At 73.1% G+C, this 15,071-nt stretch carries 13 protein-coding genes; 5 read left to right on the top strand and 8 right to left on the bottom strand.

Annotation, left to right across the window (positions count from 1 at the left end; genetic code table 11):
• The first annotated feature begins 43 nt into the window (after window positions 1-43).
• Both ACIP79_RS24575 and ACIP79_RS24570 read left to right on the top strand, forming a co-directional pair.
• Window positions 44-817 carry an MBL fold metallo-hydrolase gene (locus ACIP79_RS24575; RefSeq protein WP_383686433.1) on the top strand — a complete coding sequence of 258 codons (774 nt, stop codon included), beginning with the start codon at window positions 44-46 and terminating at the stop codon, window positions 815-817.
• 160 nt (window positions 818-977) lie between these two features.
• Window positions 978-1,601, top strand: a complete 624-nt coding sequence (locus ACIP79_RS24570; RefSeq protein ID WP_383686430.1) for a DedA family protein — start codon at window positions 978-980, stop codon at window positions 1,599-1,601.
• A gap of 75 nt (window positions 1,602-1,676) precedes the next feature.
• On the opposite strand, the gene ACIP79_RS24565 is transcribed toward ACIP79_RS24570, so the two are convergent.
• The 6 genes from ACIP79_RS24565 to ACIP79_RS24540 all read right to left on the bottom strand — a co-directional run bounded on the left by ACIP79_RS24565 (window position 1,677) and on the right by ACIP79_RS24540 (window position 8,411).
• Window positions 1,677-2,909, bottom strand: coding sequence for an MBL fold metallo-hydrolase (locus ACIP79_RS24565; RefSeq protein ID WP_401226685.1), 1,233 nt, complete (start codon window positions 2,907-2,909; stop codon window positions 1,677-1,679).
• Window positions 2,906-4,153 carry an aminotransferase class I/II-fold pyridoxal phosphate-dependent enzyme gene (locus ACIP79_RS24560; protein WP_401226684.1) on the bottom strand — a complete coding sequence of 416 codons (1,248 nt, stop codon included), beginning with the start codon at window positions 4,151-4,153 and terminating at the stop codon, window positions 2,906-2,908. The genes ACIP79_RS24565 and ACIP79_RS24560 overlap by 4 nt, the downstream gene beginning before the upstream one ends.
• A gap of 236 nt (window positions 4,154-4,389) precedes the next feature.
• Window positions 4,390-5,022 carry a hypothetical protein gene (locus tag ACIP79_RS24555; RefSeq protein ID WP_401226682.1) on the bottom strand — a complete coding sequence of 211 codons (633 nt, stop codon included), beginning with the start codon at window positions 5,020-5,022 and terminating at the stop codon, window positions 4,390-4,392.
• Between the two features lie 248 nt (window positions 5,023-5,270).
• Window positions 5,271-6,065, bottom strand: a complete 795-nt coding sequence (locus tag ACIP79_RS24550; protein WP_401226681.1) for an RNA polymerase sigma factor SigF — start codon at window positions 6,063-6,065, stop codon at window positions 5,271-5,273.
• A 217-nt stretch (window positions 6,066-6,282) separates the two neighbouring features.
• Window positions 6,283-6,516, bottom strand: a complete 234-nt coding sequence (locus tag ACIP79_RS24545; RefSeq protein WP_401226680.1) for a DUF6158 family protein — start codon at window positions 6,514-6,516, stop codon at window positions 6,283-6,285.
• Between the two features lie 275 nt (window positions 6,517-6,791).
• Window positions 6,792-8,411, bottom strand: coding sequence for an ATP-binding cassette domain-containing protein (locus ACIP79_RS24540; RefSeq protein ID WP_401226678.1), 1,620 nt, complete (start codon window positions 8,409-8,411; stop codon window positions 6,792-6,794).
• 280 nt (window positions 8,412-8,691) lie between these two features.
• On the opposite strand from ACIP79_RS24540, the gene ACIP79_RS24535 reads away from it, so the two are divergent.
• The 3 genes from ACIP79_RS24535 (at window position 8,692) to ACIP79_RS24525 (ending at window position 11,378) form a co-directional block, all read left to right on the top strand.
• On the top strand, window positions 8,692-10,197 hold the full coding sequence (locus ACIP79_RS24535; RefSeq protein WP_401226676.1) for a bifunctional phosphatase PAP2/diacylglycerol kinase family protein: 1,506 nt from the start codon (window positions 8,692-8,694) through the stop codon (window positions 10,195-10,197).
• 145 nt (window positions 10,198-10,342) lie between these two features.
• A complete protein-coding gene (locus tag ACIP79_RS24530) occupies window positions 10,343-11,164 on the top strand; it encodes a class I SAM-dependent methyltransferase (protein ID WP_401226674.1) in 822 nt (273 codons plus the stop codon).
• A gap of 43 nt (window positions 11,165-11,207) precedes the next feature.
• Entirely contained in the window at window positions 11,208-11,378 is a 171-nt protein-coding gene (locus ACIP79_RS24525) for a hydrophobic protein (RefSeq protein WP_401226673.1), read from the top strand.
• A 159-nt stretch (window positions 11,379-11,537) separates the two neighbouring features.
• Here ACIP79_RS24525 and ACIP79_RS24520 read toward each other — a convergent pair whose 3' ends face one another.
• Complete coding sequence (locus ACIP79_RS24520; RefSeq protein WP_401226671.1) at window positions 11,538-13,385, bottom strand: transketolase; 1,848 nt, start codon at window positions 13,383-13,385, stop codon at window positions 11,538-11,540.
• On the bottom strand, window positions 13,382-14,896 hold the full coding sequence (locus ACIP79_RS24515) for an NAD(P)/FAD-dependent oxidoreductase (protein ID WP_401226669.1): 1,515 nt from the start codon (window positions 14,894-14,896) through the stop codon (window positions 13,382-13,384). The genes ACIP79_RS24520 and ACIP79_RS24515 overlap by 4 nt, the downstream gene beginning before the upstream one ends.
• Between the last annotated feature and the right edge of the window lie 175 nt (window positions 14,897-15,071).

Genomic DNA, 15,071 nt, shown 5'->3' with positions numbered 1-15,071 from the left:
CTGCCCGTAGGCTCGGGGGGAGTCGCACGAAGGAGGCAAAGAAGTGCCGGTGGAGATCACCTGGTGGGGGCATGCCACCTGCACGCTGGAGGACTCCGGCACGCGCGTGCTCACGGACCCGCTGTTCGCGCGCCGGCTCGCGCACCTCAGGCGAAGGCGCGGGGCGCCGCCCCCTCCCGCCGCCGCGGTGGCCGACGTGGTGCTCGTCTCGCATCTGCACTCCGACCATCTGCATCCGCCCTCGCTGGCGCGGCTCGCGCCGGGGACCCGGCTGCTGGTGCCACGCGGTGCCCGGCGCGCGGTGCCCGCGCTGCGCAGGCTGGACCGCCTGCGGATCACCGAGGTGGCGCCCGGCGACCGGACGGACGTCGGTGACCTGGTCGTACGGACCGTCTCGGCCCGCCATGACGGGCGGCGGCTGCCGGTCGGACCGCACCGGGTGCCCGCCCTGGGTTTCGTGGTCGAGGGCGAGGCTCGCACGTACTTCGCCGGGGACACCGGGCTGTTCGACTCGATGGCCGAGGAGGTCGGACCGGTCGACGTGGCTCTTCTGCCGGTGGGCGGATGGGGTCCGTATCTCGGGGAAGAGCATCTGGACGCGGGGCGCGCGGCCGAGGCGCTCGCCCGGCTGATGCCCCGAAGCGCTGTGCCGGTGCACTACGGCACGTACTGGCCGATCGGAATGGATGCCGTGCGCCCCCATGAATTCCACGCGCCGGGTGCGGAGTTCGTGCGCCTGGCCGCTGAGCGCGCCCCCAAGGTCGCGGTACACCTGCTCGGCCACGGCGAGAGCGTACGTCCGGAGGTCGCACGGTGACGGCTCTGTCCGCGGGGGTCTTGGTGGACGCGGGGTCGCGTGCGGTGCCGACGGTCATAGGGGCTGGTGCGCGTACGGAGCTCGCGGGCGGGCGTGAGGGTGCGTGTCCGGCGGCTGTGGGCGCGACCTTCCGCGCGTGCCCCGCGCCGGAGGTGGGCCGGTGAGTTTCCTGGCCGCGGCGTCGACCACGTCGCCGGAGACCGCGCAGCAGGCGATCGGGTATCCCACGCTCTTCCTGCTGGTGCTGATCGGCGCGCTGGTGCCGGTGGTGCCGACGGGCGCGCTGGTCAGTTCGGCGGCCGTGGTCGCCTTTCACCAGACGGCGCCGTTCTCGATGCTGCTGGTCTTCGGTGTCGCGGCGCTGGCCGCGTTCCTCGGCGATGTCGCCCTGTACTGGCTGGGGCGGCGCGGGATGCACTCCAAGAACGGCTCACGCTGGCTGGAGGCCCTGCGCTCCCGTGCCCCCGAGGAGCGGCTCGCGCAGGCCCAGGAGAAGCTGGGCGACCACGGCATAGCCGTACTCGTCCTCTCCCGGCTCGTCCCGGCCGGCCGCATCCCGGTGATGCTCGCCTGCCTGCTGGCGAAGATGCCGCTGCGCACCTTCGCCCGCGGTGACGTCCCGGCCTGTCTCGCCTGGGCGGCGACCTACCAACTCATCGGCGTCGCGGGCGGTTCCCTCTTCAGCGAGCCATGGGAGGGGGTCGTGGCGGCGGTGGTGCTGACGGTGGTGATCAGCCTGCTGCCCGGCCTGTGGAAGCGGGTACGCAGGACCGCGCCGCAGTAGGACGACTCCCCGGCGGGACGGCGTACGGGCAGGACGACATCCGGGCAGGACGACGTCACCCTCCGGCGCCCCGCGTCACACCAGAACCCGGGAACCCCCGACCGGCAGGTCCCACAGGTCCTCCCGGTCGAGGCCCGCCTTCTCCCAGGCCGCCCGGACCCGGGTCAGCGGTTCGAGGACCGGCTCGGCGGAGAGGACGAAGGTGCCCCAGTGCATGGGTGCCATCCGGCGGGCGCCGAGGTCGACGGACGCGCGGACCGCCTCCTCCGGGTCGCAGTGCACGTCGCTCAGCCACCACCGCGGGTCGTACGCGCCGATGGGCAGCAGCGCGAGGTCGATGCCGGGGTGACGTCGGCCGATCTGGGCGAACCAGTGGCCGTACCCCGTGTCGCCCGCGAAGTACACGCGCTGTCCGTCCGAGGCGGTCAGGACCCAGCCGCCCCAGAGCGTGCGACAGGTGTCGGTGAGGCTGCGCTTGGACCAGTGGTGGGCGGGGACGAAGTCGAAGCGGACGCCGTCCAGTTCGGCCGCCTCCCACCAGTCGAGCTCGGTGACCCGGGTGAACCGGCGGCGTCTGAACCAGGGTGCGAGCCCGGCAGGCGCGAACACCGGTGTGTCGCGCGGGAGTCGGCGCAGGGTCGGCGCGTCCAGGTGGTCGTAGTGGTTGTGGCTGATGACGACCGCGTCGACGCGCGGCAGGGCGCTCCAGGCCACGCCGACCGGCGTGATCCGGGCCGGCGTGCCGAGGATCCTGCGGGACCACACCGGGTCGGTGAGGACGGTGAGCCCGCCGATCCTGATCACCCAACTCGCGTGCCCCGCCCAGGAGACAGCGACGGTGCGCGCGTCCACCCGCGGCAGTGGCCCTGGCTCGAACGGCAGTGCCGGGATGTCGGCGAGGCCGGCGGGGTCCGGCCGCAGCGCGCCCTCACGGGCGAACCGCGCGAAGGAGCGCAGCCCCGGCAGCGGCGCCGTCAGCCGGTCCGCGAACGACCGCGGCCAGACACGCCGTTCGCCGAGCGGTCGGGGGTCGGCGAGGGGGACGGGAGGGGCGGGGGAGGCGAGGGGTGACGGAGGTGAGAGAGGTGGCAGAGCGGCGGCTCCGGGGTCCGCCGAGGCGGAGGCGGCGGCGGTGGCGGTGGCGGCATTCCCGGGTCCGGACCCGGACCCGGACCCCGGCCCGGATCTGGACCCCGGCCCGGACCCGGTCGCCAGATCCCGGTCCGCGGTGGACGCCGGCTCGTCCCCATCCCGCGTGGTCGTGGAGGTCGTAGAGCTGGTCGTGGTCGACTCGGACTGCTGCGTCATCGAGGAGGCTCCCGTCGCTGAGCGTCATCTCGGAGATCGTCGAAGGCCGACTCCAACAGGGTCAACGCGCGTTGCACATGCGGCGGTTCCGATGCCGAGGGAGCGGTGAGGCATCGCGCACGCTCCTCGTCGGTCGCGCCGAGCAGCGGCCCGGTGGGCAGTCGTACCCGTAGCGCGGCGAGTTCGTCGCCGAACCGGTGGCCGCCGGGCGCGGGCAGCCCGAGCCGGGCGGTGAGGAAGTCCTCCAGATCCTGCGCGTCGCCCACCCCGTGCGCGCCGAGCGCGGTGCGCAGCGGTCCGAGATCGACGTACAGGTGTCTGCCGGCCCGCGGTGGCAGCGCCAGGGCGCCCGCACCGACCACCGCGTGGTGCACGGCGGCGGCCACGCGCGCGTGCAGGCGTACGGAGGCTGCGAGCCGAGCGGTGACCGCCTCGGGCTCGCCGAGCGCGTACGCGGCCGCCGCGGCGACGGGCTCGGCGACCCGGGCGCCGAGCACGGTGAGCACGTCGAGGACGCGGGCGCGCAGCCGGGCGCCGAAGTCGTTGTCGGGAAAGCGGGCGACGGCGGCGGGCCAGCCCTGCGGCAGGAAGGGGCCGGCGAGGTCGGTGAGGACGGTGACCTCGCCGGGGAGCATCTCGGCGGGGCTGAGCAGGACGGTGTCCCGCGGCTGGTGCAGGGTGTCGCGCCAGGTCTCGTCGCTGACGACATGGAGTCCCTCGCCCGCCGCCGCCTCGACGGTCTCGTGGACCACCTCCGGGGGCGCGACAGTGCCGGTCGGGTCGTCGGCGACGGACAGGACGAGCAGTCGTGGGTCACCGCCCTCGGCACGCACTCTTCGTACGGTCTCCAGGAGGGCGTAGGGGTCCGGCACCCCGCCGCACTCCGCGGGAGTCGCCACATGGAACACGGATCTACCCAGCAGGTGCGCCTGTGGCGTCCACCAGGCGGCGCAGGGCCTCGGTACCAGGACGTCGCCGCCGAGGGCGCCGGTCAGCGCGAGGAGCAGCGCGGGGGCGCCGGGAGCCGCGGCCACGCGGTCGGGGGTGGCGGGCAGCCCACGCCGTGTCCAGTAGCCGCGGGCCGCGTCCAGGAGCGCCGGTCCGCCGCCAGGGGGCTCGGCGTCGGCCCGGTCCGCGGCGGCGGCGAGCACGGCACGCAGCTCCGGCAGCACGGGCAGACCCTGGTCGGGAAGGGGCGGCCCGTAACGGACGGGCCCGTGCCCCTCCGGATCCGTCCGCCGCATGGGTGCCTCCGTGCGTTTCGTGCGTTCCGTGCAGTCCGTGCATTCCGTGGTGCTGTGCTGCCGTGGTGCGGCGCTGTCCGGGTGCTGTGCTGTTCCGCGCGGGGCGGCACAGCACCGTACGGATTCACCGGTCCCGTCCCGTCCGCCCCCTCAGCCTCTCCGTACCCACGATCGACCGGTCCCATGGCATCGGTGTCCTGCCGGGTGCGGCTGGGTCCCGCCGGTCCCAGCGGGGGTCAGCGGTCGGCCGAGGCGTCCTTGGTCCGCAGGCGGTACACGGCCGCGCCCAGCGCTCCTGCGATCAGGGTGCCGCCGGCGATCAGGGCCGGGAGGGAGTCGGTGAAGGCGCCACCCTCACCGGCGTGGACGCCGCGCTGGACCGGGGCGAGGTGCTCAGGTTCCACCGTGTCGCGGGCGGCGGATTCCTCACGGGTCACGGCGTACGAGGCGGACCACTGTTTCTCGTGTCCGCCGGGTGCCACCGGGCAGGTGCCGTCGACGTCCCACTCGGACTCGGGGCCCACCGGGTCGTCGCCTTCGAGAGGGTTCTCGGGATGCTCGCCCCGGCCGCCGCCGGGCGGGATGCGGGCCGTACCGCTGTACGCGGCGCCCGCCACGCCCTCTCCGTCGCCCACGACCCGGCGCAGCTGGACCTTGCCGTCCTCGAAACCCTCCGAGGCGGCCTCGATGAAGTCGGGCGGAGCACCCCCGATGGCGTCGCAGGTGACGGAGACGGTGACGCTGCCGCCGGGCATCACGGAGCCCGGGTTGACCTCCGCGGCCGGGTCCGCGGACGCGGCCGAGGCAGCGGCGCCCAGAGCGGCACCGGCCAGGGCGGTGGCGGACAGGACACGGGCGGTACGGCGCATGAGCTGGGCTCCTTCGGCGGGGCGCTGAAGGGGCACGGCCGTCGTGCCCCCGGAGCCCATCACAGCCCGCCGGGGCGGTGGGCGCCCGCCACCGGGCACCATTCGCGCTACCCGCACCGCCGGGCGGGTGACGGTACGGTCCCCCCACGCGCCTCGATCGGGCACCGAAAATCCGACTCCCGCCGCAGACCGCAGACAACGAGCCCGGACCCTGGGAGCTCAGGAGCGCAGGAACCCGAGAGCGCGCCTTAGTCGGCGTCCCGCATCACCTGATTGCGCAGCCGGTCGCAGCAGCGGCTGATCAGCCGGGAGACGTGCATCTGGGAGATGCCGAGTTCCTCGGCGATGCTGCTCTGCGTCATGTCGTCGAAGAACCGCATGTACAGGATGGCGCGTTCACGCTCGGACAGGGCCCGCAGCCGGGGCTTGACCGCCTCGCGGTCGATGACGGTGTCCAGGGCGGGGTCGGCGGAGCCGAGGGCGTCGCTGAGCGAGTAGCCGTCCTCGCTGCCCGGGAGTTCGGCGTCCAGGGAGAGCGCGGTGAAGCTCTCCAGCGCCTCCAGACCGGCCCGTACGTCCTCCTCGCTGAGCTGGGTGTGCTCGGCGATCTCGGCGACGGTGGGCCTGCGGCCCGTGATGGTCTGCGACAGGTCCTGGCTCGCGAACCGCACACGGTTGCGCAGGTCCTGGACGCGGCGGGGCACGTGCAGGCTCCACATGTGGTCGCGGAAGTGCCGCTTGATCTCGCCGGTGATGGTCGGCACGGCGTAGCTCTCGAAGGCGTTGCCGAGCTCGGGGTCGAAACGGTTGACGGCCTTGACCAGACCGAGCGCGGCGACCTGTCGCAGGTCCTCGGCGCTCTCGCCCCGGTTGCGGAACCGTCCCGCGAGCCGTTCGGCCATCGGCAGCCACGCTTCGACGATCTCCCCGCGGAGCGCGTCACGCCGGCTGCCCGGAGGGAGAGCGGCCAGTTCGCGGAACGACTCCGCGGTGTCGGGGGCGTCGTTGTGCGGATGGCGCCTGGTGCTCGCTTGAGTTCGCATGATGCGTCGCAACTCCCTCACGGGTGCCTGATGGGACAGTCACCGTGGGAGCGCGCAGGTCGACGGACCGGCACACCCGGGGCGCGTGACGCATCGCTCCCACGGACGTGCCTCCTGTCCGAAGCACTGTGCTTGCGCCTGCCCCGGCGAGCCCGGGGCAAACACACGGGTTCGGGCGGTCAACTCAGCGGGGGATCCGCCGGGTTGCGCCGCGGTTTCACTCCCCGGCGGGGCCCCGCTCCCGGGCTCCCTCGCGGGTCCGCCCGGCGGCGATCCGGCGCCGCGGATGGCGCCGGAGGTACTCGCCCTCCAACCGTGCCATGCGGTCGTTGTGGGTCCGCAGGGCGTCGTTCGAACCGTGCAGCAGTGTGTCGTGGCGGGTGCGGTGGATCGTCTCCAGCTCTTTCATCAGCTGCTGGTCGTCCAGAGCGCCCGGGTCGACTCCGGTCATGGTGGCACCCCGCTCGTCGTGGCCCTCTTGTCGTGGCCTTCGGCACGGTCCGCGGACCCCGCCCGGCGAACGTGCCCCGACCGGCGTCCGGGACGGCGGGTTCCCGCCGTCCCCCTCCACTCTACGAACTTCGGGGACGCGGGACCTCCGGACGGACCGCGGAATCCCGGCGCGGGCGGGGCCGTCCGCGATCCGCGTGCTGCCCCGGCGCGGGCGAGGCCGTCCGGAATCCGCGTGCCGGCCCGGCGCGAGCGGGCCCGTCCGGAATCCGCGTGCTATCGCGCCCGCTCCACGCGCCGCTCGTCCCAGACCGGCTCCTGCGTCTCCCGCACCCGGCCGTCGGAGCCGAAGACGAGGTAGCGGTCGAAGGAGCGGGCGAACCAGCGGTCGTGGGTGACCGCGAGGACCGTCCCCTCGTACGCCTCCAGACCCTCCTGGAGGGCCTCGGCGGAGTCGAGGTCGAGGTTGTCGGTCGGCTCGTCGAGGAGCAGGGCCGTGGAACCGGCCAGTTCGAGCAGGAGGATCTGGAAACGGGCCTGCTGGCCGCCGGAGAGCTTCTCGAAACGCTGCTCGGACTGCGCGGTCAGCTCGTAGCGGCGCAGCCGGGACATGGCGGCGCCGCGGTCCTGGGCGTGCTCGCTCCACAGGATGTCGAGCAGCGTGCGCCCCTCCAGTTCGGGGTGGGCGTGCGTCTGCGCGAAGTGGCCCGCCACGACGCGGGCGCCGAGCTTCCACTCCCCGGTGTGCGCGACGGTGTCACCGGCGAGCAGCCGCAGGAAGTGCGACTTCCCCGAGCCGTTGGAGCCGAGGACCGCGACCCGTTCGCCGTAGAACACCTCCAGGTCGAAGGGGTTCATCAGGCCGGTGAGCTCAAGTCCCTTGCAGGTGATGGCCCTTACGCCGGTGCGACCGCCGTGCAGCCGCATCCTGATGTCCTGCTCGCGCGGCGGCTCCGGAGGCGGCCCGGCCTCCTCGAACTTGCGCAGCCGGGTCTGTGCGGCCTGGTAGCGGGACGCCAACTCATGGCTGATGGAAGCCGCCTGACGCAGGTTCAGCACAAGCTTCTTCAACTGGGCGTGCTTCTCGTCCCAGCGCCTGCGCAGTTCCTCGAAGCGGGCGAAACGCTCCCGCCGCGCCTCGTGGTAGGTCGCGAACCCGCCGCCGTGCACCCAGGCGTCCGCTCCGGCGGGGCTGGGCTCGACACTGACGATCTTCTCGGCGGCGCGGGCCAGCAGTTCACGGTCGTGCGAGACGAAGAGGACGGTCTTGCGGGTCTCCTTGAGCCGCTCCTCCAGCCAGCGCTTCCCGGGCACGTCGAGGTAGTTGTCCGGCTCGTCCAGGAGCAGCACCTCGTCGGTGCCGCGCAGCAGGGCCTCCAGGACCAGCCGCTTCTGCTCACCGCCGGACAGCGTCCGCACCTGCCGCCACTGCGCCTTCTCGTACGGGATGCCGAGCGCGGCGACGGTGCACATGTCCCACAGGGTCTCCGACTCGTATCCGCGCACCTCGGCCCAGTCGGACAGCGCCTGCGCGTACCGGAGCTGAGCGGCCTCGTCGTCGACGGTCATCATCGCGTGCTCGGCCGCGTCGACGGCCTTGGCGGCCTGCTGGATCCCCGGCGGCGACACGGACACGAGCAGGTCCCGTACGGTCGTCTCGTCCCGGACCGATCCCACGAACTGGCGCATCACGCCGAGCCCGCCGCCCACGGTGACGGTCCCGCCGTGCGGTTTCAGCTCCCCCGAGATCAGCCGCAGCAGTGTCGTCTTCCCGGCGCCGTTGGGCCCCACCAGGGCGACGACGGCCCCTTCCCCCACCCGGAACGACACATCGCCGAGCAGCGCCCTCCCGTCGGGAAGGTAGTACTCAAGGTGTGCGGCTTCGAGGTGTCCCATGGGGAGGCATTCTCCGGGGGCGGGAGGCGACGGGCAAACGGGTATCGGACGGGCCAGGGCTTTCCGGGCCCCGGGCCCGGATCCGAACGGAGACCCGGGGGCCCGGAACCGAACGGCGCGACGCACCCCTGGCCGGGGCCCGGTCCGAAACCGCGCGAGGCACCCGAGACCGGGGCCGATCCGAAACGACGCGACGCACCCGAGACCGGGGCCGATCCGGAACGGCGCGAGGCACCCGGCGCCGAGGGCGAAAGGCGGATCCTTGGGTACACGAAGCTCCATGACCCCGATCCCAGACGTGGACCTCACGCTCCGCCCCCCGGGCCCCCGCATCCTCCGGGACCGGTTTCTCGACTCCGACTACCACCTGTTCGAGGCGATCGCGACCCGGCACTGGCCGGGCGCCGACCACGTCCTGCCGAGACTGACCCGCACCGCGAACCACGGCGTGCTGTGGTTCGCCACGGCCGCGGCGATCGCGGCGGCCCGCACCCCGAGGTCCCGCGCCGCCGCCGCCCGCGGTCTCGCCTCGCTGGCGCTCGCGTCGGTCACCATCAACACCGTCGGCAAGCGCTCGGTGCGCCGTCCCCGGCCCGTCCTCGACCCGGTCCCGGTGATCAGGCAGCTCAAGCGCCAGCCGATCACCACGTCGTTCCCGTCGGGCCACGCCGCCTCCGCCGCGGCCTTCGCGACGGGCGTGGCCATGGAGTCCCGCGGCTGGGGCGCGGTCGTGGCCCCGCTCGCCGCCGCGGTCGTCGTGTCCCGCGTGTACACGGGCGTCCACTTCCCGAGCGACGTCCTCGCGGGTGCGGTGCTGGGCGCCGGTGCCGCGTACGCCGTACGAGCCATGGTGCCGACGCGCGACCAGCGGCTCCGGCCGGACCGCCCCGACGCGGACGCGCCCGCCCTGCCCGAGGGCGAGGGCCTGGTCATGGTGGCGAACAAGGGCGCGGGAACCTCCGACCGGATCCGGGCCCTGCACGACGCGCTGCCGCTCGCGGAGACCGTGGAGTGCGAACCGGCCGACGTCGAGACCGAGTTGGAGAAGGCGGCGACCTACGCCCGAGTGCTCGGGGTGTGCGGCGGAGACGGCACCGTGAACACCGCGGCCCGGATCGCCCTGCGCCACGGCCTCCCGCTCGCCGTCCTGCCCGGCGGCACCCTCAACCACTTCGCCCACGACCTCGGCGTGGAGGGCACGCGCGACCTGAGCCTGGCCGTCCAGCGGGGCGACGCCACCCGCGTCGACGTCGGGCGCTTCTCGTCGGGCGGCACGGAGGGCGTCTTCCTCAACACATGCAGCCTGGGCGTCTATCCGGAACTGGTGAAGGAGCGCAAGCGCTGGGCCGGGCGCATCGGCGGCTGGCCGGCCGGGGTGCTCGGCGCCCTGCGCGTCCTGCGCGCGGACGGCCATCCGCTGAGCACCGAGATGGGCGGCGGCTCCCACCCGCTGTGGCTGCTCTTCGCCGGAAACGGCACCTACCACCGGGTGGGCCTCGCCCCCGCCCGCCGCTTCGACCTCGCGGACGGGCAACTGGACGTACGGGTCGTGCACGGCGGACGCCGCCCCGCCGTCCGCCTGCTGGCCGCCGCCCTCGCCGGCCCGCTGACCCGCTCCCCCGCCCACGCGGCCGTACGCGTACGCCGACTGCGGGTGGAAGGCGTCGCCCGCGGCACGCTCCTCGCGTACGACGGTGAAGTCACGGAGGTGGCGGGCGAGGTGACACTCCAGAAGCTCCCGGAGGCCCTGACGGTGTACAGCCCGCGCCCCGAGCCGAGGCCCTGACAGTGCACCCCCCACCGAACCGACACCGACCCGCACTGTCCGCTGTCCGCTGACGCCGTCCGCATAGCAAGACACAGGTCTCACCATTCGACATGGAGGCGTACGGTGACGCGTACCCGCTGAGGAGACGAGAAGGGCGCCCGTCATGTCGAAGTCGCAGGAGACCGCCGTCTACACGCACGGCCACCACGAGTCCGTGCTGCGCTCGCACGTCTGGCGCACCGCCGCCAACTCGGCGGCGTACCTCCTCGGCTCACTGAAGCCGCACATGAAAATCCTGGACATCGGCTGCGGGCCGGGGACCATCACCGCCGACCTGGCGGAGCTGGTCCCCGACGGACAGGTCACCGCCGTGGACCACGCGCCGGGAATCCTCGACCAGGCCCGCGCCACCGCCGCCGAACGCGGCCTGGAGAACGTCGAGTTCGCGGTCGCCGACGTGCACGCGCTGGAGTATCCGGACGACACGTTCTGCGTGGTCCACGCCCATCAGGTGCTCCAGCACGTGGGCGACCCGGTCCAGGCGCTGCGCGAGATGCACCGGGTGACCAGGCCCGGCGGGTTCATCGCCGTCCGCGACGGGGACTACGAGGCGATGACCTGGTATCCCGAGGTGGCGGGCATGGCCGACTGGCAGGACCTGTATCTGCGCGTGGCCCGCGCCAACGGGGGCGAGCCCGCCGCCGGGCGGCGTCTCAAGTCCTGGGCACTGACGGCCGGCATCCGGGACGTCACGGCCACGTCGAGCACCTGGACCTTCTCCACCGAGGACGAGCGGGAGTGGTGGGGCGGCCTGTGGGCGGACCGCACGCTGGCCTCGGCGTACGCGGACCGCGCCACGGAGGGCGGTCACGCGACGACGGAGCAGCTGCGAGCCGTGTCGGCGGCCTGGCGGGACTGGGCGCGGCGGGAGGACGGCTGGTTCTCCGTCCTGCACGGAGAAATTCTCTGCCGCAAAGACGCCTGATTCGGACATTTCGGGAAACCCGGCCCACCAGGAGGTCGAAACCATGGTTCCCATCCTGCTGGTACTGCTGCTGGCCCTGATTCTCTTCGGTGTCGGATTCGCGGTGAAGATTTTCTGGTGGATCGCCCTGATCGTGCTCGCGATCTGGCTGCTGGGCTTCCTGATGCGCGGCACGGGCGCCTCGGGCTCTCGGGGTCGCTGGTACCGGTGGTGAAGCGACATCCGCGAGCGTGACATCCGCGAGCGTGAGGAGAGGTGCCGAAGGCCCGAGGTCCCGTTACGGGACCTCGGGCCTTCGTCCGTGCGGAACCCTTGGTCCGTGCGGAATCCGCACACGGGGGTCAGCGGCGGGGTGTCAGCTCCGCGGCGGGTGTCAGCGCACGACAGCCGTCTCGACCAGCAGCCGGGCCGCCGCCGCGATCGACTCGGCGTCGATGCCCGCGGCGTGCAGCTGCTCGGCGGGAGACGCCGAGCCCGGCATCGTACGGACGGCGAGGCGCACCAGACGCGGCACCGGACGACCGTCGACGAAGGCGTCGAGGACCGCGTCGCCGAGACCGCCCTCCTCGCGGTGGTCCTCGACGGTGAGGAGACAACCGGTCTGTTCGGCGGCCTCACGCAGGGTCTCCCGGTCGACGGGCTTGACCGAGTAGAGGTCGATCACCCGCACCCGGATGCCCTCGCTCTCCAGCGACTCGGCGGCGGCCAGTGCCTCGTGCACGGTGACGCCCGCCGCGACCACGGTCAGCCGGTCCTCGCCCGACTCGCGCAGCACCTTGCTCCCGCCGACCGGGAAGTCCTCGTCGGGGCCGTAGATGACGGGGGCGTCCCCGCGCGAGGTGCGCAGGTAGCGGATGCCGTCCAGGTCGGCCATCGCCGCGAGCAGCCGTGCCGTCTGGTTGCCGTCGCACGGATACAGCACGGTCGAGCCATACACCGCACGGAACATCGCCAGGTCCTCCAGACCCATCTGGGAGGGCCCGTCCTGACCGATGGAGACACCCGCGTGGGAGCCGACGAGGTTGATGCCGGCCCCGCTCACGGCGGCCATCCGCACGAAGTCGTACGCCCGGGTGAGGAAGGCGGCGAACGTGGAGGCGTACGGCACCCAGTCGCGCGCCGCCATCCCGACGGCCGTCGCGACGAGCTGCTGCTCGGCGATATAGCACTCGAAGTACCGCTCGGGGTGCTCCTTGGCGAAGAATTCGGCGCGCGTGGAGTCGCCCACCTCGCCGTCCAGGGCGACGATGTCGCCGCGCGAGGTGCCGAGTGCGGCGAGCGCCTGCCCGTACGCGTCGCGGGTGGCCACCTTGTCGCCGGTCTCGAAGCGCGGCAGGTCGAGATGACCGGCCCGTACGGCGTGCAGCGTCCGGGTGGCGGGCGGCTGCCCGACCTCGACACGCAGGTCACGTACGCCGCCGAGTTCCGCGATCGCCTCCTCGGCGTCCGGCAGCGGCTTGCCGTGCAGGCCCTCGCGGTCCTCGACCGACGCGACGCCCTTGCCCTTGAGGGTGCGGGCGAGGATCGCGGTCGGCTGTCCGCCGGTGGAGGCGGCCTCGCCGTACGCGCGGTCGACGGCGTCGACGTCGTGCCCGTCGACCTCCACGGTGTGCCAGCCGAAGGCCTGGAACCGGCGCGCGTAGGCATCCAGGTCGTGTCCGTGCCGGGTGGGTCCGCGCTGGCCCAGCCGGTTCACGTCGACGATCACGGTGAGGTTGTCGAGGTGCTCGTATCCGGCGTGCTCGGCGGCCTCCCACACCGATCCCTCGGCGAGTTCGCTGTCCCCGCACAGGACCCAGACCCGGTAGCCCGTACGGTCCAGCCGCTTCCCGGCGAGCGCCACGCCGACCCCGACGGGCAGTCCCTGCCCCAGCGAGCCGGTGGCGGTCTCGACCCACGGCAGCCGCTGGGGCGTCGGGTGCCCTTCGAGCCGGCTGCCCAGCTTGCGGAAGGTGAGCAGCTCGGCGTCGTCGAGGGCCCCGGCGGCCTTGTAGGCGGAGTACAGCAGGGGTGAGGCGTGCCCCTTGGAGAGGATGAAGCGGTCGTTGCCGGGATGCCGGGGGCGGTCGAAGTCGTAGCGCAGATGGTTGGCCAGCAGGACCGCCATCAGGTCCGCCGCGGACATCGAGGACGTGGGGTGCCCGGAACCCGCGGCATCGGAGGCGCGGACGCTGTCGACACGCAACTGCTGTGCGAGCTCGGTGAGTTGGCCGGTGTTCATGAAGTTCCTTCCGGGCGGTTGCTGTCGGGCTCCTTGTGGGTTTCGGCGGACTCGTCCGGCCCGCCGCCGGGTTTCGCGGACGCACTGGTGGGCTTCGAGGACGCGCTGGTGGCCCCCTTGCCGGGGCCGGCGGACGCCGCGGAACCAGCGGACTTCGCGGACCCGGCGGACTTCGCGGACGCGTGGCCGCCGACGGGCCTCTCCGGCGCACCCCCCACCCGGGCCAGCTCCGGCGAGGACGTCTCCAGCGGCACCGACCAGGAGCGGACCAGGCCCAACTGCACGGCCTGGCGCGGCAGTACGGCGTCCAGGGCCCAGTCGGCCGCGACGCGCAGCCGGTTCCCGGGCATCGCGCCGAGGTGGTAACCGCGGGTGACGGCCCCGGCGATCGGGCCGGAGAGCGGGATGCCCAGGGGGTTGGCGGCGGCCTTCACACCGCCGAGGTCCACGGTGAAGCCCAGGTCACGGTGCCGGTAGGCGTGCCGTTCGCCGATACCGAGCGAGGCGGCGACGTTGCGCCCCGCGACCTTGCCCTGCCGCCAGGCGTGCTGCGCCGTCATCGGCGTGTACTCCCCCGGCTTCTCCAGGTCAGGCACCGCCGCCGCGTCTCCGCAGGCGAAAACCTCGGGCTGGCCGGGCACCTGGAGGTACGGGTCGACGAGCAACCGCCCCTGCTCAAGGGGCCGTTCGAGGCCTTCGACGAGCGGGTCGGGCCGTACACCGACACACCACACCAGCGTCCGGGTGTCGACGAACTCCCCGTCGCTCAGCTGGACTCCGGTCTCGCTCGCCTCCTGGACGGAGGTCTCCATGCGTACGTCGACGCCCCGCTGCCGCAGCACGCGGTCGGCGGTGCGGGAGAGCCCTTCACCCAGTCCGGGCAGGACGCGGGGAGCGGTGTCGAGCAGCAGCCAGCGGGGCCGTACGCCCTCGCGCAGTGGCTGCTTGCGTACCAGCGCGTCGGTGAACAGCTGTCCCTGCGCGGCGACTTCGGTGCCGGTGTAACCGGCGCCGACCACCACGAAGGTGCACCGCGCGGCACTGCTCTTGGGGTCGTCGGACGCGGCGGCGAGTTCCACCTGCCGGGTCACGTGATCACGTAGGTAGAGCGCTTCGGGCAGGCCCCGGAAACCGTGCGCGTACTCGGCGATCCCGGGCACGGGCAGGAGTTTGTTGACGCTGCCGACGGCGAGCACGAGCCGGTCGTAGGTCAGCGTGCCCGTATCGCCCTCGGGGTCCGTGTAGTGCACGGCACGCGCTTCGAGGTCGATGCCGGCGGCCTCGCCGAGCACCAGACGCACGTTTGGCAGGGTGCCGGAGAGCGAGACGGTGACGCGGCGTGGCTCCAGGACTCCGGCGGCGACCTGGGGCAGCAGGGGCAGATACAGAAAGTAGTCGGTCGGGTTGAGCAGGGTGATGTCGGCCTTGTGCCGGACCAGCCGCGCCAGGGTGCGGGCCGTCCGATACCCGGCGAAGCCGGCACCGACGATCACAATGCGCGGTCGACTCACAGTTCGCCTCCGGCGGTGTCGCTCGTACGGGACTTTCCGCGTCCCCCTGGTCAGAGCACCCAAACACCTGGGCGCCGGGCGTTTCGTCCCTGCCTCGTACGCATCCCGTCCCATGATCCGAGACAAAGCGGAACGGCGCACGTCACACCGCCTCCGGGCACCGGATCCCGCCGAA

The organism is Streptomyces sp. NPDC088747, from assembly GCF_044751025.1.
In the GTDB taxonomy this organism is placed as follows: Bacteria; Actinomycetota; Actinomycetes; order Streptomycetales; family Streptomycetaceae; genus Streptomyces.
This window is presented reverse-complemented; position numbering and strand designations above follow the sequence as displayed.